We start from the raw sequence: 18,910 nt of genomic DNA, 5'->3' as shown, positions 1-18,910 counted from the left end.
CAATTCCAGAAAGCCCTCCCGCCATGCCCGCCCGGACCCTGCATCACGGCGGATCGGGCGACTTGCGGCCTGGCATCTACAATCCCGGCGAACGCCCAAGTCCAGGCTTGGCCGCTGTCATGCTCAAGCTTGGCCGTCCCGGTCGGGTATGGCGGGCTGCCAGGAAGCATAAACCTGGCGGTCAGCACTGGCCGCGGAGCCGCCTGCACGACCGTTTACGCCGGGCTTTCGCGCCGTGCATCGAGAGGGTGCCGCCAGGCCCGCAGGGCGGGAAGGACGCCGCCGGGGCGACAGGATCACCACGGCGACAAGCTGCCCCCGCTTCGACGTAAAAATCGTGCCGTCATCAATCATGAAACCGATTCCATGAAGGATGGTTGACGGCGGCGACTGATGACGCGTGGCTTGTGGAGGAAGCGCGCCGGCCCCGGCCGCTTCCCTGATCGCGCCGATCCGGCAAGGCACGCGGCAGGCCCGTGCCGTCGTGGCGGCACGGGCCTGCCGCCCGGTCCTAGATCGCCGGATCCACCCCGTCCTTGCCGACGATGACGCGGGCGGCGGAGAGGCGGCCATCGGCGCCCTGCATCGCATTGATGAAGACGGCGGCACCCGCGACCAGATCGGCTCGGCTGGCGGGGATCGGCATCAGCAGTGGGGTTTCCGGGGTGACCCGCAGCAGCACCGGCTTGCCATGGATCGACAGGCGCAGATCGCGGCCGCCGGCGCTCTCGACCACCGCCTCGACCGGGCCGTCATTCATCGAGGTGCCGGGCGCCAGGTCCCAGGCCACCTGGCGCTCGGTGATGCGCATGCCGGGCGGCAGGACGGTGATGGCGACGGCCTTCAGCGCGCCCTCGGCGCCCGGGCCGTCGAGCGGCTCGGCCACCGCGCCGACCGAGGTGCCGGCGGTGATGTCGGCCAGCGCCACGCGGCGCAGCGCGGAGACGGTCGCATTCTCGGCCAGCGTCACCTCGGCGGTGCCGCCCTCGCGGGTGGCGATGCGCAGCGTGGCGCCGTCGAGGCCGGTGATGCGGCCGCGCAGGCGGGTGGGCGTGCCCGCGGCGGGGGCCGGCTGCTGCGCCAGGAGCCGGCCCAGCGGCGAGGCGGCAAGGGCCAGCAGCGCGGCGCCGCCCAGCAGGGCGCGGCGGGTGAGTGGCAGCATGGCGATGTCTCCCAGGAGGATCCCGGTATCAAGCGCCTGGACGCTGCCGCCTGCAAGCTTGGCCAATCGAGCCGCCCGTTCCGGCCCGCCCCGATGCAAAGGGGGGCCGGAACAACCGGGAAAAAATCACCAGCCGCGGAAGCGGGGCCAGTGGGTCAGGGGGGTGCCGTCGGCGGGCAGCACCTCGTAGCCGTCGAACTGCGCTGCGGTGGCGCAGGCATGGTTGGGCAGGATGCGCAGCACGGCGCCGAGCGGCAACTCGGGCAGGGCGGCCGTGCTGCCGGGGCGCAGCGCGACGATGCCGTGCTCCTGGTTGGCCGCCTTCAGCACCAGGTCGGGATAGGGGCGGCCGTCGATGTCGCAGACCAGGCCATAGAACTGGTCGACCGCCTGCACCGCGGTGCCGCGGTCGCGCGACATCGCCATCCAGCCCGCATCGACCATGATCCAGCCGCGCTCCTTCTGGTGGCCGATGACCGTGGTCAGGACCGAGAGCGCGATGTCGTCCGGCGTGCAGACGCCGATGCCGGCCATGACCAGGTCGAAGAAGACATAGACGCCGGCGCGCACCTCGGTGACCCCGGTCAGGTCGCGGGCGAAATGCGCGGTGGGCGTCGAGCCGACGCTGACCACCGGGCAGGGCAGGCCGGCCTGGCGCAGGCGCTCGGCGGCGGTGACCGCGGCCAGGCGCTCGCGCTCGGCGAAGGCGGCCAGCGCCTCGGCGCCCGAGACGCCGTAGCTCTCGCCGGCATGGGTGACGACGCCGCGCAGGGTGGCGCCGCCCTCGTGCAGGCGGCGGCCGATCTCGACCAGGCGCGGATCGGCCGGGTCGAGGCCGGAGCGGTGGCCGTCGGAATCGATCTCGATCAGCACCGGGATGGCGTCGCCGGCCTGGCGCGCGGCGGCGGCCACCGCCTCGGCCTGGCCGAGGCTGTCGAGGACCAGCGCCAGGTCGCAGCCGGCCGCCCGCAGCGCCAGCACGCGCGGCAGCTTCGCCGGCGCGATGCCGACGCCATAGAGCAGGTCGGTGATGCCGGCGGCGGCGAATTCCTCCGCCTCCTTCAGGGTGGAGACGGTGGCCGGGCCCCGGCTGCTGCCGAGGATGCGGCGGGCGGCGTCGACCGATTTCACCGTCTTCAGATGCGGGCGGATGGTGACGCCGTGCGGCTGCAGCTGCCGCTCCAGCCGGGTGACGTTGCGCAGCATGCGCGCCTCGTCGAGGACCAGGGCAGGGGTCATGAGCTGGGCGAGGCGGGTCGGCATGGCGGGGGTCCTGGCGGTCGGGTCGTTGACAGCATGCCCCGGCGGACGGCGGGGCGCCACCGGGTCGGAAACGACCGCCGGCTGGGCAGGCTGCCTGCGTTTCGCGCGGCCTGCTGCGGCGCAGCGCGAAAAAGCCGGGGCGGGCAGGCTTGACGGGCAACGTTGCGAGTCCGCACCTTTGCGTGAGAAAAACGCGACAGGGAAGCTCATCATGCTGAAGCGCACCATCCTGGCCACCGTCGCGGCGGTGGCCACCTGGTTCGGCGCCGCTGCCCCGGCGCAGGCCGGCGCCACGCTGGACGCCATCAAGGCGCGCGGCACGCTGGTCTGCGGCATCCATACCGGCATCGCCGGCTTCGCCCTGCCGGATGCGCGCGGCAGCTGGCAGGGGCTGGATGTCGACATGTGCCGCGGGCTGGCGGTCGCGCTGTTCAACGACGCCTCGAAGGTGCGGTTCCAGCCGCTGAGCTCGTCGACGCGCTTCACCGCGCTGGGCTCGGGCGAGATCGACGTGCTGTTCCGCACCAGCACGCACACGATGATGCGCGACGTGACGCTGGGGCTGCGCGCCATCACGCCGTATTTCTACGACGGGCACGGCTTCATGGTGAAGGCCAGTGGCGGCGTCACCAAGGCTTCCGAGATGGGCGGCGCCACGATCTGCCTGGTCAGCGGCACCACCAACGAGCTGGTGACGGCCGACTACTTCCGCACGCAGAACCTGCCCTTCACGCCGATCCTGTTCGAGCGCACCGACCAGGCGATGGCGGCGCTGCAGGCCGGGCGCTGCGACAGCTTCGGCACCGACGCCTCGCAGCTGGCGGCGGCGCGGTCGTCGATGCAGACCCCGGCGGACTGGACCATCCTGCCGGAGCGCTTCTCGAAGGAGCCCTATGGCCCCTATGTGCGGCGCGGCGACGACGAGTGGTTCGACCTGGTGCGCTGGTACGTGAACGCGCTGTTCGAGGCGGAGGAGCGCGGCGTCACCTCGGCGAATGCCGAGCAGATGGGGAAGCAGAGCACCAATCCCGACACCCGCCGCCTGCTGGGCGTGACGCCGGAGCTGGGCCAGGCGCTGAAGATCTCTCCGACCTGGGTGGTGAATGTCGTCAAGGCGGTCGGCAATTACGGCGAGATCTACGAGCGCCACATGGGGCCGCAGACCGCGATCGGCCTGGCGCGCGGGATCAACGAGCTGTGGACCAAGGGCGGCCTGCACTACCCCCTGCCGATGCGGTGATTTTCTTGCCTCAGGCGCCGGCGCGCGCCTCCGCGCGCTGGGCTTTCGCGCCATAAGGCGCGGGCCGCCTTCGCGGTCTCAGCCGGCCCCGGAAGCGGGGCCGGCTGCCTGTCCGGCGATAACGCCGCGTTCCTGCGGCGCTCAGCTCGCCTTGATGCCCGCCTTCTGGATCACCGCTTCCCATTTGGTGATCTCGGCCTGCAGGAAGGCGGCGCTGCTGGCGGGGGTGCTGTCGCTCACCACCTCCATGCCCTGGCCCTGCAGCGTCGCCCTGTGGCGCGGATCGGCGACCACCTTGTTGATCGCGGCGTTCAGCAGGGCGACCGTGGCCGGCGGCGTGCCGGCCGGGGCCAGCACCATGTGCCAGGTGAAGCTCTCATAGCCCGGGATGGTCTCGGCGACCGTCGGCAGGTCCGGGAACAGCGGCGAGCGCTGCGCCGCGGTGATCGCCAGGCCGCGGGTTTCTCCCTTCTGGATGAAGGGCATGCCGCTGGAGATGACGTCGAGCATCATGGCGACGTGGCCGCTCAGCAGGTCGGGCATGGCGGCGGTGGAGCCGCGATAGGCGACATGCGTCACGTCCAGACCGCCGGCCATGGCGAGCAGCAGCTCGGTCGCCAGGTGGATCGAGCCGCCATTGCCGTTGCTGGCGTAGTTGAACTTGCCCGGATTGGCGCGGAACAGCGCCAGCAGCTCGGGCAGGGTCTTCGCCGGGACGTCCTTGTTGACCATGACGACGTTGTGGATGCGGCCGATATGGGCGACCGGCTGGAAGTCGGCGATGGGGTCGAAGGGCAGGTGCGGGAAGAGGGCGCGGGCGACCGCGTGGCCGACCGTGGTGTAGAGCAGGGTCTGGCCGTCCTTCGGCGCCTTGGCCACCGCGTCGCTGGCGACGATGACGCCGGAGCCGGTGCGGTTCTCGACGACGAAGCGCTGGCCGAAGCTCTTTGACAGTTCATCGGCGATCAGCCGCGCGGGCAGGTCGGTCGGGCCGCCAGCGGAGAAGGGCACCAGCAGGCGGACGGGCGCGGTCGGCCAGGACTGGGCGCGGGCGATGGCGGGGGCGGCGAGGGTCGCGGCGATCAGTGTTCTGCGAAGCATGTTGTTGTTCCGGCCTTCGTTCGGTGTGGCCGTGACGGCGTCGTTTTTTTTGGGTGGGGCGCGGCCGCAGGCCCGCCCGTGAACGTGCAGAAAGAAAAGAAGGGGGGTCCGGGGGGAATTCATTCCCCCCGGGTTTTCATGTCCCGACGCGCAGCGGCGCCCTGAGCTTGCGCAGGCAGGCGATGACCGAGAGCGCCGTGATCCGTCCTGTCTTGGGGTTCTCGGACGGGATGTTCTCGATCGCCATGGAGAGGAAGGCCGAGTCCGATTCCACCTCGATCCGGTGGGTGTTGCGGGTCAGTGCCGGATCGGCCCAGATTTCCAGCGTGGTGCGGTCCGGCCCGATGCCGGCCAGCGACAGCGCCACGGCGACGTTCAGATTGGCCGGGAAGCCGACCGCGGCATCGCGCGGCGTGCCCTGGAAGATGCGCAGCGGCTCACGGATATCCTCGATGGCGATGTTGTTCTCGACCAGGTAGGGGGCGCCGACCAGGCCGCGCACCGGCTTGCGGGTGATCATGCGGACGGCGGTGATCTCTCCTTCCGCGGCCGCCACCACGGCGTCCAGGCCGAGCAGGGCGCCGGTGGGCACGATGATCTGGCCCTCTTCCTCGCGTGCCAGCGCGACCAGGTGCTCATGGCGCAGCAGGGCGCCGGCGCTGAGCACCATCACCGTCTTGCCGGCGCGCAGGAAGGGCTCGGCGATGGCGGGCAGCAGCGCGGCGGGGGCGCATTCGATGACCAGGTCGGCCAGCGGCTCGAGCGCCTCGATGGCGACGACCGGGACAGGGCTTTTCAGCCCGGCCAGGCGCGCAGCGGCGGCCTCGCGGTCGCGGGCGGAGACGGCGACCAGCTGGCAGCCGGGGATGCCGGCGTCGAGGGCGCGGGCGACGGCGAGGCCCACGGCGCCGAGACCGGCGATGGCGATGCGGAGGGGCGGGCGGTTCTGCTTCGGCATGGCCGCGATGGAAGCGGGGGACAGCGCGCCCGACAACCTAATTCCATGCCGCCGATGCATGAGCTAGGATCATGCATGGCCCGGCGACACCTGCCCCCCCTGCATGCGCTGCGCGGCTTCGAGGCGGCGGCGCGGCTGTCTTCCTTCAGCGCGGCGGCGGGCGAGCTCGGCGTCACCCAGGGCGCCGTCAGCCGGCAGATCCGCGTGCTGGAGGACTGGCTGGGTCGGCCGGTGTTTCGCCGTCTGACGCGCCGGGTAGAGCTGACCGAGGCCGGGCAGGCCCTGGCCCGGCTGGCCGACGAGGTCTTCTCGACCTTGGAGGAAGGGTCGGCGCGGCTGCGCGGTGCCGGGCCGCGGCCGCTGGTGCTGGGGGCGCTGCCCACCATCACCTCGGCCTGGCTGATGCCGCGGCTGGACCGCTTCGCCAAGCGGTATCCGGAGCTGGAGCTGCGGCTGCTCTCCTCGATCGCGCCGGCGGCGCTGGCGCCGGGGGAGATGGATGTCGCCATCCGCGTCGGGCCGCTGCCGGGGCGGCGCTATCCGGCGCGCGCCCCGCGGATCGAGCTGCAGATGGTGGCCGACTGGACCGGGCTGGTGGCCGAGCCGCTGTTCCCCGATGTGCTGGTGCCGGTGTGCCGCGCCGAGCTGCTGCCGGGCGGCGCGCCGGTGGCGGCGGCGGAGCTCGCCAGGATGCCGCTGATCCATACCTCGACGCGGCGGCATGCCTGGCCGGACTGGCTGCGCGCCCAGGGGGTGCGGGGCGGCGCGCCGGCCCCCGGCCAGCCGAGCTTCGGGCATTTCTTCATGGCGCTGGAGGCGGCGCGGCGCGGCCAGGGGGTGGCGCTGGTGCCGGAGGTGCTGCTGCCCTCCGGTGACGCGCTGGTCGCCGCCAGCACCGCCCGCATCCCCAGCGCCGGCGACTATTTCTTCCTGTTTCCGGGCAGCCGGGCGCAGGAGCCGGCGATCGCCGCGCTGCGCGCCTGGCTGCTGGAGGAGGCGGCGGCAGACGCTCGACAATAGGTGCATTGCAAATTAATGCTGATGCATCTTTCCGCAGGCGGAGGGGCAGATGGCGGAGGCGGCGCAACGCCGGGAAGGGTTCGGCCGGCTGGTCGGGCAGGTGGCGCGGCAATGGCGGCGGGCGGTGGACCAGCGGCTGCAGGCCTATGGCCTGACCGAGGCGACCTGGCTGCCGATGTTGCATCTGGCGCGTGCGCCGCAGCCGATGCGGCAGAAGGCGCTGGCGGCCTCGCTGGCGCTGGACAGCTCGACCGTGGTGCGGTTGCTGGACGCGCTGCAGGCGGCCGGGCTGATCGAGCGGCGCGAGGACCCCGATGACCGCCGCGCCAAGGCGATCTTCCTGACCGCGGCCGGCCAGGCGCTGGTGGCGCAGGTCGAGGAAGCCTCGGCCGAGGTGCGCGGCGCCGTGCTGGCCGGCGTCGACGACGCCGCGCTGGCAGCCGCCGAGGGGGTGCTGGAAAACATCCTGGCCGCGCTGGCGGAGCGGGAGGCGTGAGCGACACGCCGCTGCCCGAGCCGCGCCGCGCGCCGCTCTGGCTGCTGGCGCTGATCACCTTCAGCGGCACGCTGGCCATGCATGTCTTCGTGCCCGCCCTGCCGCAGGCGGCGGCGGCGCTGGGGGCGAGCCCCGGCTCGCTGCAGCTGACCATCAGCTTCTACATCGCCGGGCTGGCGGTCGGGCAGCTGGTCTATGGCCCGCTCTCGGACCGCTATGGCCGCCGCCCGGTGCTGCTGGCCGGGCTTTTCCTCTACACCACGGCCGGCCTGGCCGCGGCGCTGGCGCCGGACGCCGCCTCGCTGATCGCGGCGCGGCTGTTCCAGGCGCTGGGCGGCTGCGCCGGGCTGGTGCTGGGACGCGCCATCGTGCGCGACGGGGCGGCGCTGTCGGAGGCGGCGCAGCGGCTGGCGACGATGAACCTGATGGTGGCGCTGGGCCCGGGGCTGGCGCCGCTGCTGGGCACGGCGCTGACGGCGGCGGCGGGGTGGCGGGCGGTGCTGTGGTCGCTCTGCGGCCTCGGCGTGCTGAACGCGCTGCTGGCCTGGCGCTGGATCCCGGCGGGGGTCGCGCCGGCCAGCCGGCAGGATAGCGGCCAGGTGCTGCGCAGCTACCTGCGGCTGCTGCGCTCGCCGGCCTTCCTGGGCTACGCGCTGGGCGGCGGCTGCGCGACGACCTCCATGTACGCCTTCATCGCCGCGGCGCCCTTCATCATCACCGGGGAGCTCGGCCGGTCCTCGGGCGAGGTCGGCCTCTATTTGGCCATCGTCGTCTTCGGCATCTGGCTGGGCAGCGCCTGCGCCAGCCGGCTGGCGCGGCGGGTGCGGCTGGCGAGGCTGATGGTGCGCGGCAACCTGGTCAGCCTGTTCGGCGCCTCGCTGTTCCTGGCCGCCGTGCTGACGGGGACGCTCGGCGTGGCGATCACCGTGATCAGCATGGCGCTGTTCACCTTCGGCGCCGGGCTGGCCGGGCCGCCGGCGCTGGCCGAGGCGCTCAGCGTCAATCCGCAGGTGGCGGGCTCGGCCAGCGGGCTCTACGGCTTCGCGCAGATGGCGATCGGCGCGGTCTGCACCGCGCTGTCGGGCGCCAGCCGCGACCATGCGCTGGCCGTCGGCCTGATCCTGGTCAGCGCCGGGGTGCTGAGCCAGCTCGGCTTCCTGCTGGCGCTGCGCGCGCCGCGCCGGGCCTGAGAGGCGGCCGAGGACACCCGATCCCCCGCGTCAGTCCTCCTGGTCGGAGAAGACCCGGGTATCCGGCTCCTGCGAGCCCTGCAGATCCTCGTCCCCGGCCTGGCCCAGGCAGCCGGCCAGGGCGGCCAGCAGGGCCAGGAGCGCCGCCAGGCCGAGCGCCTGCACCGCCTCGCCGCCGGTCAGGGTCGGCAGCGCCAGGGCGAGCGCCAGCATCAGCGGGGCTGCCAGCCGGGCGAGGCCGTCGACCAGCGCCGCCGCCGCTGCCGCCGCCGGCGAGCGGCCGGGTGGCGCGCTGCGCAGCAGCCGGATGGTGATGCTGGCCTCGAGCAGGCCGCGCCCCGCCGCCAGGGCGAGGAGGCCGAGCAGCAGCAGGCCGGCGGCCTCGCCCGGCGGCAGCGCGGCGAACAGCGTATAGCCGGCGCCCAGCAGCACCGCCGCCAGCGGCAGCAGCGGCGCCGCCGGCCGGCGGTCGAGCAGCCAGCCGGCCGCCAGCGCCGCGGCGCCGGCCAGCAGTCCGGCCAGGCCAAGGGGCACCGCCAGCACCGCCGGACCAATGCCCCAGCCGCGGACGACGTGGTTGATCAGCACCAGCTCGGCCAGGGCCAGCGCCGCGGTGGCCAGCAGCCGGGCCAGCAGCGCGCCGGTGAAGCGCGGCCGGGCCAGCAGGTCGCCGGGCAGCAGCGGCGCCTCGCGCCCGCGCTGCTGCCAGATCCACAGCCCCAGCAGCACCAGCCCGCCCAGCAGCAGCGCGCCGAGCAGCGGGTTGCGCAGCAGCAGCAGGCCGGGAATGCCGACCAGCAGCAGCGCCAGGGTAGCCACCGACAGCAGCATGCCCAGCGGATCGAAGCCTCCGGGCAGCTGCCGCGCCGCCGGCGCGGCGCTGGACAGCGCCCAGCCTGCCAGCGCCACCGGCGCCAGCACGGCGGCGGCCAGCCCGGTGGGCAGCAGGTTGAGCGCGTTGAGCAGCAGCCAGGCCAGCGAGGGCAAATAGAGCGACAGGGCCGCGGCCAGGCCGCCGGCGCCGACCGCCAGGCCGAGCCGTCCGCCGGCCGCGCTGAGCCGCAGCAGCGACAGGCTGGCCGGCAGCAGCAGGGCGGTGGCGATGCCCTGCAGCAGCCGCAGCGCCAGCGTCGGCGCGTAGCCCAGCGGCAGCGCCGCCAGCAGCGCCGTTCCCAGCACCATCAGCAGGCTGAGGCGGAAGGCGCCGCGCGGCCCGGCCAAGGGCACCAGCGAGGCCATCGGCAGCAGGCCGAGCACCATCCCGGCCAGCTGCGCGCTGAACAGCCAGCCCAGCTCGGTGCTGCTCAGCGCCAGGGGGGCGGCGAGCAGCGGCAGCAGCATGGCGGCGAGGCTGCCCTGCAAGGCGACCAGCGCCAGCCCGGCAATGGCCGCGGCCGAGGAGCGCGAGAAAGAGGCTTCCGCGGGATCGGCGGCAGGGAAAGGGGAGCGGGACTGCGGCACACGGCCTCCGGACAGATGGGCGCTTCCGCTCTGGCCAAGGCATGGGCCGAGGGCAAGCGAGCTTCCGGTGAGGCGCGGTCACATCGCCGTCGCCAATCCAGGGTCGTCCCGGAGACCCGTCACCATAAGTTCCATAAGGGAAGTTATGTAAAATATGGAAGGAAAATGGTTGTTCGTGAGAGCCGCTGAAATTGGTTCCATGCGTGCACAGCAGAGGATGCAGAACACTGCATTCTTCCACACGAAGCCGTGAGACGTGCTAAGAGCAGCGCCGCTGCCCGTGCTCATCGGATCCGACTTCCCCCGCGCCATGCCCCTGATCACCATGCCCGACCTGAGCACGCTGCGCCTCTGCGCCGTGCTGCTGACCGCGGCCTTCTGCCTCGTCTTCCTGCTGCTGTGGATCGGCCGCCGCGAGGATCGCTATCTGCTGCACTGGTCGAGCAGCGCCGTGGCCTATGGCGCGGCGCTGGTCGGGCTGGAAGTGATGGCCGATGCCACGGCGCCGGCCGGCGAGCCGTCGCTGCCGGCGGTCTGCCTGTTGCTGACCGGCATCGTCGCCAGCAACCTGCTGCTGGTCACCGGCCTGCGCCTGTCGGATGGCCGCCGGCCCTGGCGTGGCTGGATGCTGGCGGTGCTGCTGCTGGGCCTGGCCGCCTGGGCCGGCGAGGCGCTGGCCGGGTTCGCCGGCCTGCCGCCCTTCACCGGCCGCCGCATCGCCGGCAGCCTTGGCCTGCTGCTGAACGCGCTGGTGGTCGGCCTGGTGCTGCTGCGCCCGCCGCGGCGCGGCCCGGCGCCGGGCGGTGCCGGCCGCGTTCTCGCCGGCTGCGCCACGCTCGGCTACATCCCGGGCTACTGCATCGCCATCGCGCTCGACACCCAGGCGGTGCCGGCGACCAATTTCGCCGCGCTGCTGCCGATCCTGTCCGACCAGCTGCTGCTGCCGGTGCTCTATCTCGGCCTGCTGGCGGTGCCGGGCGAGCGCGACCGTGCCGCCCTGCGCGAGGCGGCCCTGCGCGACCCGCTGACCGGCGCCTGGAACCGCGCCGGCCTGGCGGCGCGGCAGCGCGGCTTCCTCGTCCGCGGCGGCACGCTGCTGCTGCTCGACATCGATCACTTCAAGGCGGTGAACGACCGGCACGGCCATGCGGCGGGCGACACCGTGCTGGCCGGCTTCGCCCCGCGCATGGCGGCCCTGGCCAGCGAGCGCGCCGGCGAGCTGTTCCGGCTGGGCGGCGACGAATTCCTGGTGCTGCTGCCGCGCACCAGCGAGGCCCAGGCCGCCGCCCTGGCGCAGCGGATGCGCGCGGCGGTGGCGCAGCCCGTGCCCGGGCAGCCGCCCTATACCATCAGCCTGGGCCTGGCCGCGGTCGGCGCCGGCGCGCCGGGCCTCGAGATCGGCATGGCGCGGGCCGATTCGCTGCTCTACCGCGCCAAGGCGCAGGGCCGCGACCAGGTCGTCGCCTAGGCGCCGCCCTCGAAGGCGACTTCGTCCGGCCAGGTGACGAAGAGGCCGACATCCCCGGGCATGCCGTCCTCCATGCTGACGATGCGCGCCTGCAGCCCGAAGCCGCCCGGCTTCAGCGTCTGCGACCAGTAGGCATAGACGGCATGCGCGAAGCCGGGCAGCTGCTCCTCCCAGCCGGGCAGCGCGTGGTTGATGCGCCGCCCGCCATCGTCACAATAATCCGAGGGGAAGGACAGCACCTGCACTTCCCGCTCGTGCCGGCCGAAGGCCCGCAGGATGCGGTGCTGGATCTCGGCGGCATCGGCCTCGGTCAGGGCGCGGGCCAGGAAGGCGCGATGCTCGGCATCCCGCTGTTTCACCGCCTCCTGATCGGCCTGGTGCAGCTGCGCCATTTCGGCGTCGCGCCGCGCCTTGCGTCCGGCATAGAGGGCGGCAACGGTCAGCGGATGGGACATGCGGGCTCCTCGCGGGCGGCGGATCACCCCCCGAGCTTGGTCCCGAGGCGGGGGCGGGGCAACCCGCCCGCCGCCGGTCGGCCGATCAGAATCCGTAGAGCCGGGCCGGGTTGTCCACCAGGATGCGCCGGCGCACCGCGGCGTCCGGGGCCCAGTCGGTCAGCAGGTTCAGCACCCGCCCGTCATCCACCGGCACCGGCGCGGCGATGTCGGTCGCCGCGCGCCCGGCGAGCACGGCGCTGTCCGGATGCGGCCAGTCGGTGCCCCAGACGATGCGGTCGGGATTGGCCTCGATCAGGGCCTGGGCCAGCGGCGCCACCTTCGGGTAGTCCGGCGCCTCCTCCGAGGCGCGGTAGGCGCCGGAGATCTTCACATAGGCCCGGCCCGAGCGCACCAGCGTCAGCACCGCGGCGAAGCCCGGCTGCTCGACGCCCGCCGCCGCCTGGGCGCCGGCGAAATGGTCGAAGACCACCGGCATGGGCAGGCCGGAGAGCCGGTCCTGCAGCGCCTCGATCAGCGGCAGCCGGGCATAGACCTGCAGGTGCCAGGGCCGGCCCTGGATCTGCGCCAGCGCCGCCTCCAGCACCTGGCCGGCGCGCGCCGGATCGGTGATGCCGCCGGTCTCCAGATTGACGCGGATGCCGCGGATGCCGGCCGCCTGCATGCGGTCGAGCTCCTGCGCCGTGGTCTGCGGGCCGATCACCGCGACCCCCCTCGCCCGCTGTGGCCCGAGCTGGCGCAGCCCGTCCAGGGTCGCGGCATTGTCGGTGCCATAGACGCTGGGCTGGACGATGACGACGCGGTCGAGATGCAGCGCGCGCTGCAGGTTCAGCAGGTCGTCGGCCGTCGCGATCGGCGGCGTATAGACCCGGCCGCTCCAGAAGGGGAATTTCTGCGGGTCGGGAAAGACATGGGTGTGGCAGTCGCAGGCACCGGGGGGCACCTCGAAATTCACCGGCGTGCGCACGGTGGGGGTGGCGCTGGGCGCCGCGCCCTGCGCCGCCGCACCGCGCGCCAGGCCGGTGGCGGCAGCGACGCCTCCAGCGCCGGCCAGAACCAGGCTTTGCCTGCGTGACAGCATGGTATCCTCCTCCCTGGGGCCTTCTCGCCGAGGCCGTTGTGGCAGTCTGGCCCGTCGCAGCGGCCGCCGCAATGGTGCCAGGATGGCGGAGGACCCGCTTGAAAGACCTCAGGCGATCACGAGAAAGTCGGCGGCGGTCAGAGCCAGGCCCTTGGCCAGCGTGGCGAACTGCACCGCGGACTGGGCGCCGGTACCGTCGGCATCATAGCGCAGCGCGCCGCTGGCGGCGTCATAGAGGATGCGGTCATCCGCCTCGCCGGCGCGGCTGCCCGTCGCAAAGGCGCCATCGCGCAGCCGGCCCTGCGGCAGGGCGGCGAAGACCGCCCGCGACAGCAGGATGACATCCTCGGCCGGATCGAAGTCGCGGATGACATCGATGTTGCTGCTGCCGAGCGCGGTGTCGAAGACGAAGCTGTCCGCTCCGGCGCCGCCGGTCAGCGTGTCGCGTCCACTACCGCCATGCAGCATGTCGCCGCCGCCGCCGCCGAGCAGGGTGTCATTGCCGGCGCCGCCCCAGAGCAGGTTGTCGCGGTCGTTTCCGGTCAGCAGATTGGCCATCTCGTTGCCGATGCCGCTCCATGCCGAGCCGGTCAAGGTCAGGCGCTCGACATTGGCGCCCAGCACGTAGGAGAGGCTGGCGAAGACGGTGTCGATGCCCTCACCGGCCTGCTCCACCACCCAGTCGCCATCGTTGTCGACGATGTAAGTGTCGTTGCCGGCGCCCCCGGCCATCCGATCCGCGCCGATGCTGCCATCCAGCCTGTTGGCCGCTGCATTGCCGGTGATCTCGTTGTCCAGCGCATTGCCGGTGCCGTTGATTGCCGCCGTGCCAGTCAGCGTTAGCGCCTCGACCTCGGAGGGCAGAACATAGGACACCGAGGCCTGCACGGTGTCGTCGCCGGCCCCCGCCGCCTCGATCACCCGGTCGCGGGCATTGTCGACGATATAGAGGTCGTCGCCCTGCCTGCCCTGCATCTCGTCCCGCCCCTCGCCGCCATCCAGGCGGTCGTCGCCGGCGAGGCCGAACAGCCGGTCATCGCCGCCGCCGCCGCTCAGCCGATCATTGGCCAGGCCTCCGGTGAGGGTCTCGGCTGCGGCCGTGCCGTTGCTCACCACGGGGCTCGCCAGCCGCAGGACGTGGCTGCCGGGCGCGGTCTCCTCCAGGGCCAGGCGACCCATCAGGGTCAGAGTGCCATAGACGTTCGGGCCGTACTGGTATTCCACCATGGTCCGATCGGAGCCCTGCTCGATCCAGAGCAGCGGACCGTTCTTGGTCTCCCAGGTGTTCTCCGGACGGTCATGGGAGAACAGGAACTGGGGGATGCCGCTGAGATCCAGCAGGTCGCCACGGGTGAAATCCAGGATGACATCGTCGGCCAAGTGGTTCAGCACGTTGTAGACAAAACGGTCATTGCCGGCGCCGCCGCTCAGGGTATCGGCGCCCGCCCCGGCCTCCAGGCGGTCGTTGCCGTCGCCGCCGTCCAGGACGTCGTTGCCGGCTTCGCCGCGCAGCACGTCATTGCCGGCCAGCCCGGTCAGCCGGTCATGCCCGGCACCGCCGACCAGTGTGTCGGCCTTCGCCGTGCCCTCGAGCCGGACCGGGGTCGCGACGCGCAGGATGCGGCTACCGGGGGCGGTCTCCTCAAGCGCGATCTGGCCGACGATCTGCATCCAGCCATCGTCGTTGTTGCCATTCTGGTAGCGGAGCTGGATGTCGTTGCCATAGCCCTCCACCCACAGCACCGGCCCGCCATCCCAGATATTGTCCGGGCGGCTGTGGAAGAAGCGCAGCCCCTTGATGGCGGTGAAGTCGAGGGTGTCGCCGGGGGCGAAGTCCAGGATGACGTCGTCGGTCATCTCGGCGAGCTGACGATAATAGAAGCGGTCATTGCCCGCGCCGCCCGACAGCGTATCGGCGCCCAGCCCGCCTTCCAGCTTGTCGCGACCGGCGCCGCCCTCCAGCCGGTCATTGCCCGAAAGGCCCAGCAGCACGTCATTGCCACCGAGGCCGACCAGCCTGTCGTTGCCGGCGCCGCCGGTCAGCGTCTCGGCCGCCGCCGTGCCGGTGAGGTCGCGGGAAGCGGCCATGCGCAGGATGCCGCTGCCGGGCGCAGTCTCCTCCAGTGCCACGCCGTTGGAGAAGTGCAGCCAGACACGATCGTTCCAGCCATCCTCGACATAAAGCGTGGCATAGCTGTCACGCGCTTCGAGCCAGGCGATCGGCCCTCCGCCATAGGTTTCAGGCTCGCTGAGAAAGAAGCGCAACCCCTTGATGGCCGACAGGTCCAGCAAGTCGCCCATCGAGAAATCCTCGAGGGTGTCATCGCTGAGATCGGCCAGGCGGGTGTAGACGAAGCGGTCGTTGCCGGCGCCGCCGGTCAGGCGGTCGGCCCCGGCGCCCCCCTCCAGCCGATCATTGCCTGCGCCACCATCCAGCACGTCGTTGCCGGCCAGGCCCCGCAACGTGTCGTTGCCGCCGCCCCCCTGGAGGGTGTCGTTGCCGCCCCCGCCGGTCAGCGTCTCGCTGTGCCTGTTACCGATCAGGTCGCGGCCCACGGCCATGCGCAGGATGCCGCTGCCGGCGGCGGTCTCCTCCAGCGCCATGCCCGCGGCGAAGCGCAGCAGGCCGTACTGGCTCAAGCCCACACGATACTCCAGTGACGCGTGGTACTCGTCCGACGTCAGCCAGAGATGCGCGCCGCCATCGATGGAATTGGCGGGCTCGCCGTAATGGAACTTCAGCCCCTTGATGGCCGAGAGGTCGAGCAGGTCGCCCAGGGCGAAATCCGCGATGGTATCGCCGTCCAGATCGGCCAGGCTCCGATACACAAAGCGGTCATTGCCGCTGCCGCCGGTCAACACGTCCTGGCCGAGGCCGCCTTCCAGGATGTCGTCGCCAGCCCCACCCTGCAGGACGTCATCGCCCGCCAGACCGGTCAGACGGTCGCTGCCATTGCTCCCCACCAGGAGATCGGCACCAGCAGTTCCTTGCAGCGAGGCCATCGGTCGGGAGGTATCCAGAGAGAATCAGGCAGGCGCGCCTTACCGTTGCGAAGTGATATCATTGTGACCGTCGGGCTGCCAGGCCTTTGCATTCAGCCGGTCAGCGCCCGCGCCATGACGATGGTCCGCTCCGCCCCCTGCACCACCTCGCGCTGCCGGGTGTAGCCGAGCCGCGCGTAGAAACCCTCGGCCGTGACCGAGGCCGGGACGCGCAGCGCCGTCTCGCCGGCGGCCCGCGCCGTGTCCTCCAGCATCGCCATCAGGGCGCGGCCGATGCCCTGGCCCTGGTGGTCGGGGGCGACGAAGACGCTGCGCACCACATCGCCTTCCAGCGCGGCGGTGCCAATGACCACGCCATCCGCCTCGGCCAGGAAGACGCGGCGGCGGGCGATCTGGCCGCGCACCGCCTCGGGGGCGAAGGCTGCGGCCACCGCCTCGATCACCGCGGGCGGATAGTCGCGGGCGTTGCTCTGCCGCAGCGCCGCCACCACCACCGCGCTGATCGCGGCGGCGTCGCGATCGAGGGCGGCGCGGATCCGCATGGCGTCACGCCGCCCGCAGGAGGGCGCGGCGCAGCAGCCGCGCGCCGGCCCACCAAACCAGAACCAGCAGGCCAAGCCAGAGCAGCAGGCTGAGCGGCCAGACCGCCTCGACCGCGCCGAGCAGCGGCCGCATCGTGTCGTGGCCGTCGGTGGCGAAGAGCACCAGCAGCACCAGCCCCGCCGGCAGGGCGGCGGCGAAGGATCCTGCCATGGCCTGGTAGAGCGCCAGCGGCCGCGGCCTCTGGCGCAGCCGCAGGGCGAGGGCCGAGAGGCCGCAGAGCCCCAGCACCGCCAGCATCGCGCCGCCGGTCAGCAGCGCGCCCAGGATCACCAGCAGCCCCGTCAGGTCCATCCGCCGTCCGCCAATGCCTCGTCGATCCGGACACCAGCTACCGCCCTGCCCGGCCGCGCTGTCAACGCGGCCGTCGGTCACAAGGATGGGCGCGCCGGGTCAGGCGGTGACGATGGCCTCCGGCGACAGCGCCCCGGCGAAGAACTGCAGCACGTTGTCGGCCGAGGCCAGCGCCATGCGGTGCAGCCCCTCGGCGGTGCTGGCGGCGACATGCGGGGTGACCAGCACCCGCTCATGCGCCAGGAAGGCGGGGACTTCGCGCATCGGCTCCTCGGCGATGACGTCGATGCCGACGCCGCGCAGATGGCCGCGCGCCAGCGCCCGCTCCAGCGCCGCCTCGTCGACCAGCGTGCCGCGGGCGGCATTGATCAGCAGCGCGTCGGGCCGCATCTGCGCCAGGAAGGCATCGTCCACCATGTTGCGGGTCAGCGCATTGGACGGGCAGTGCAGCGAGACGATCTCGGCTTCCGCCAGCGCGGCGGCGCGGTCGGGCGCGGGCAGGAAGCCAAGGCCGCGGATGGTGTTGGCCGGGATCGCCGGGTCATGCACCAGCACGCGCATGCCGAAGCCGGCGCAGAGCTTCGCCACCCGCGTGCCGATGCGGCCGAAGCCCAGCAGCAGCACGGTCTGGCCGAACAGGTCGCGGGTCGGCGACTGGCCGGGTACCACCCAGGCGCCGCTGCGCACGCTGGCATTGAAGCGCGCGATCTGGCGGGACAGCGACAGCATCAGCATCAGCGTGTGCTCGGCGACCGACAGCGCATTGGCCTCGGGCGTGATGGCGAGCGTGATGCCGCGCTCCTGCAGCGCCGGGACATCGACGGAATCATAGCCGACGCCGTGGCGGACGACGAGGCGCAGCCGCTGCGCCTGGGCCAGCAGCGGCCGATCGATGGCGGTGCCGCGGACGATGATGGCCTCGGCGCCGGCCAGGTGGCCGGGCAGGTTTTCCGGCGTGATGTCGCCGGGGCCGACGAGCTCCACCCCAGGGTCGGCCGCCAGCCGCGCCAGGCCGTCGGGATGGATCGGGTTCAGGACGAGGACCTTGCGCATCGGATCAGCCATGGCTCCAGGGGCGGCGGGCGAACAGGCCCTTCACGGTCTCGGCCTCGGCGAGGACGAACTTTCTGTAGTCATCGCCGATGATGGGACGCAGCGGGAGATTGAGCGTCTGCGCCTCCGCCAGGAATTCCGGATCGGCCAGCAGCTTGCCGAAACCGGCGACCAGCTGGTCGAGGACCGGCTGCGGCAGGCCGGGCGGGGCGATGAAGCCGCGCGCCGAGCCGCCCAGCACATCCATCCCCTGCTCGCGGAAGGTCGGCACATCGGCCATGGCCTGCCAGCGCGCCGGCGCGGCCTGGCCCAGGCAGCGGGTGCGGCCCTCGCGCAGCAGCGCCAGCCCCTCGCTGTTGTTGTAGCTGGCGGCGTCGATCTGCCCGCCCAGCAGGTCGCGGATGCAGGGCGCCGTGCCGTTGTAGGGGGAATTCAGCGCCTTGACGCCGGTCGCCTCCTCGAAGGCGAGCAGCAGCTGGTGGTCGTCCGAGCCGATGCCGGCCGCGGTGCCGATCGAGACCGCCTCCGGCTTCGCCGCCGCGCGGGCGCGCAGATCGGCCAGGTCCTTGATCGGCGAGTCCGCGCGCACCCAGAAGGCGCCGGGATCGTCCACCGCATTGGCGATGTAGGAATACTCGGCAATGTTCCAGCGCACCCGGCGCTCGAGCGGGATCGAGCTCAGCGCCAGGCTGGCGATGGCGCCGATGGTGAAGCCGTCGGGCCGCGCGGAAAAGATCGCCTCGTTGCCGGTCTGGCCGCCGGCGCCGGGCCGGTTGGTCACCACGAAGCGCGCCTGCGGCAGGTGCTTCGGCAGGTACTTCACCGCCAGCCGCGCCATCAGGTCGATGCCGCCGGCCGGCGGATAGGGCACGATCACCTCGATCGGCCGGGCGGCGGGCCAGGCGTCGTCGGCGCGGGAGATGGCTGGGGCGGCGAGCACGCCCGCCAGGGCAGTGGCGCCAAGACGCCTGCGGGTCAGCATTCTGTTCGGTTTCCTCGTGGATGGTCTCGTTGCCGCCAATCCTAACCGGGCTTGCCCTGCTGGAAAGTCATATATATTCATCG

17 protein-coding genes are annotated in these 18,910 nt (G+C 72.4%); 5 read left to right on the top strand and 12 right to left on the bottom strand.

Going from position 1 to position 18,910, the window contains the following annotated elements; genetic code table 11:
• Nucleotides 1-511: 511 nt before the first annotated feature.
• Together WFI16_RS15830 and WFI16_RS15825 are read right to left on the bottom strand one after the other, a co-directional pair.
• On the bottom strand, nucleotides 512-1,162 hold the full coding sequence (locus WFI16_RS15830; RefSeq protein ID WP_419898795.1) for a hypothetical protein: 651 nt from the start codon (nucleotides 1,160-1,162) through the stop codon (nucleotides 512-514).
• Nucleotides 1,163-1,288: 126 nt separating this feature from the next.
• The gene (locus tag WFI16_RS15825) at nucleotides 1,289-2,425 is read right to left on the bottom strand and encodes a DSD1 family PLP-dependent enzyme (protein ID WP_419898794.1); all 1,137 of its coding nucleotides are present in this window, start codon (nucleotides 2,423-2,425) and stop codon (nucleotides 1,289-1,291) included.
• A gap of 211 nt (nucleotides 2,426-2,636) precedes the next feature.
• On the opposite strand from WFI16_RS15825, the gene WFI16_RS15820 reads away from it, so the two are divergent.
• Nucleotides 2,637-3,665, top strand: a complete 1,029-nt coding sequence (locus WFI16_RS15820) for an amino acid ABC transporter substrate-binding protein (RefSeq protein WP_419898793.1) — start codon at nucleotides 2,637-2,639, stop codon at nucleotides 3,663-3,665.
• A 141-nt stretch (nucleotides 3,666-3,806) separates the two neighbouring features.
• On the opposite strand, the gene WFI16_RS15815 is transcribed toward WFI16_RS15820, so the two are convergent.
• Both WFI16_RS15815 and WFI16_RS15810 read right to left on the bottom strand, forming a co-directional pair.
• Complete coding sequence (locus WFI16_RS15815) at nucleotides 3,807-4,766, bottom strand: Bug family tripartite tricarboxylate transporter substrate binding protein (protein WP_419898792.1); 960 nt, start codon at nucleotides 4,764-4,766, stop codon at nucleotides 3,807-3,809.
• Nucleotides 4,767-4,902: 136 nt separating this feature from the next.
• Nucleotides 4,903-5,760 carry an aspartate dehydrogenase gene (locus WFI16_RS15810; RefSeq protein ID WP_419898791.1) on the bottom strand — a complete coding sequence of 286 codons (858 nt, stop codon included), beginning with the start codon at nucleotides 5,758-5,760 and terminating at the stop codon, nucleotides 4,903-4,905.
• A 39-nt stretch (nucleotides 5,761-5,799) separates the two neighbouring features.
• Here WFI16_RS15810 and WFI16_RS15805 point away from each other — a divergent pair, with 39 nt between their 5' ends.
• The 3 genes from WFI16_RS15805 to WFI16_RS15795 are packed head-to-tail and all read left to right on the top strand — an operon-like array spanning nucleotide 5,800 to nucleotide 8,430.
• Nucleotides 5,800-6,744, top strand: coding sequence for a LysR substrate-binding domain-containing protein (locus tag WFI16_RS15805; protein ID WP_419898790.1), 945 nt, complete (start codon nucleotides 5,800-5,802; stop codon nucleotides 6,742-6,744).
• 49 nt (nucleotides 6,745-6,793) lie between these two features.
• On the top strand, nucleotides 6,794-7,240 hold the full coding sequence (locus WFI16_RS15800) for a MarR family winged helix-turn-helix transcriptional regulator (RefSeq protein ID WP_419898789.1): 447 nt from the start codon (nucleotides 6,794-6,796) through the stop codon (nucleotides 7,238-7,240).
• Complete coding sequence (locus WFI16_RS15795; protein ID WP_419898788.1) at nucleotides 7,237-8,430, top strand: Bcr/CflA family efflux MFS transporter; 1,194 nt, start codon at nucleotides 7,237-7,239, stop codon at nucleotides 8,428-8,430. Before WFI16_RS15800 ends, WFI16_RS15795 begins: the two co-directional genes overlap by 4 nt.
• A gap of 30 nt (nucleotides 8,431-8,460) precedes the next feature.
• On the opposite strand, the gene WFI16_RS15790 is transcribed toward WFI16_RS15795, so the two are convergent.
• Nucleotides 8,461-9,891, bottom strand: a complete 1,431-nt coding sequence (locus WFI16_RS15790; RefSeq protein ID WP_419898787.1) for an MFS transporter — start codon at nucleotides 9,889-9,891, stop codon at nucleotides 8,461-8,463.
• Between the two features lie 280 nt (nucleotides 9,892-10,171).
• On the opposite strand from WFI16_RS15790, the gene WFI16_RS15785 reads away from it, so the two are divergent.
• Nucleotides 10,172-11,359, top strand: a complete 1,188-nt coding sequence (locus WFI16_RS15785; protein ID WP_419898786.1) for a GGDEF domain-containing protein — start codon at nucleotides 10,172-10,174, stop codon at nucleotides 11,357-11,359.
• Here WFI16_RS15785 and WFI16_RS15780 read toward each other — a convergent pair.
• The 7 genes from WFI16_RS15780 to WFI16_RS15750 form a co-directional block, all read right to left on the bottom strand.
• On the bottom strand, nucleotides 11,356-11,814 hold the full coding sequence (locus tag WFI16_RS15780; protein WP_419898785.1) for a hypothetical protein: 459 nt from the start codon (nucleotides 11,812-11,814) through the stop codon (nucleotides 11,356-11,358). The two genes, WFI16_RS15785 and WFI16_RS15780, sit on opposite strands and share 4 nt — an antisense overlap.
• 85 nt (nucleotides 11,815-11,899) lie before the next feature.
• A complete protein-coding gene (locus WFI16_RS15775; RefSeq protein WP_419898784.1) occupies nucleotides 11,900-12,895 on the bottom strand; it encodes an amidohydrolase family protein in 996 nt (331 codons plus the stop codon).
• A gap of 108 nt (nucleotides 12,896-13,003) precedes the next feature.
• The gene (locus WFI16_RS15770) at nucleotides 13,004-15,898 is read right to left on the bottom strand and encodes a hypothetical protein (RefSeq protein ID WP_419898783.1); all 2,895 of its coding nucleotides are present in this window, start codon (nucleotides 15,896-15,898) and stop codon (nucleotides 13,004-13,006) included.
• A gap of 92 nt (nucleotides 15,899-15,990) precedes the next feature.
• Nucleotides 15,991-16,440, bottom strand: coding sequence for a GNAT family N-acetyltransferase (locus tag WFI16_RS15765; RefSeq protein ID WP_419898782.1), 450 nt, complete (start codon nucleotides 16,438-16,440; stop codon nucleotides 15,991-15,993).
• A 4-nt stretch (nucleotides 16,441-16,444) separates the two neighbouring features.
• Entirely contained in the window at nucleotides 16,445-16,792 is a 348-nt protein-coding gene (locus WFI16_RS15760) for a hypothetical protein (RefSeq protein ID WP_419898781.1), read from the bottom strand.
• Between the two features lie 99 nt (nucleotides 16,793-16,891).
• Nucleotides 16,892-17,845 (bottom strand): hydroxyacid dehydrogenase, encoded by a 954-nt coding sequence (locus tag WFI16_RS15755; RefSeq protein WP_419898780.1) that lies wholly within the window; start codon nucleotides 17,843-17,845, stop codon nucleotides 16,892-16,894.
• 4 nt (nucleotides 17,846-17,849) lie between these two features.
• Nucleotides 17,850-18,827, bottom strand: coding sequence for a Bug family tripartite tricarboxylate transporter substrate binding protein (locus WFI16_RS15750; RefSeq protein WP_419898779.1), 978 nt, complete (start codon nucleotides 18,825-18,827; stop codon nucleotides 17,850-17,852).
• Nucleotides 18,828-18,910: the final 83 nt, after the last annotated feature.

Origin of the sequence: Roseomonas sp. USHLN139 (genome assembly GCF_037145735.1) — a bacterium.
Classification (GTDB): Bacteria; Pseudomonadota; Alphaproteobacteria; order Acetobacterales; family Acetobacteraceae; genus Pseudoroseomonas.
Note: the sequence above shows the minus strand (reverse complement) of the source record. Positions and strands in the feature narration are given on the sequence as shown.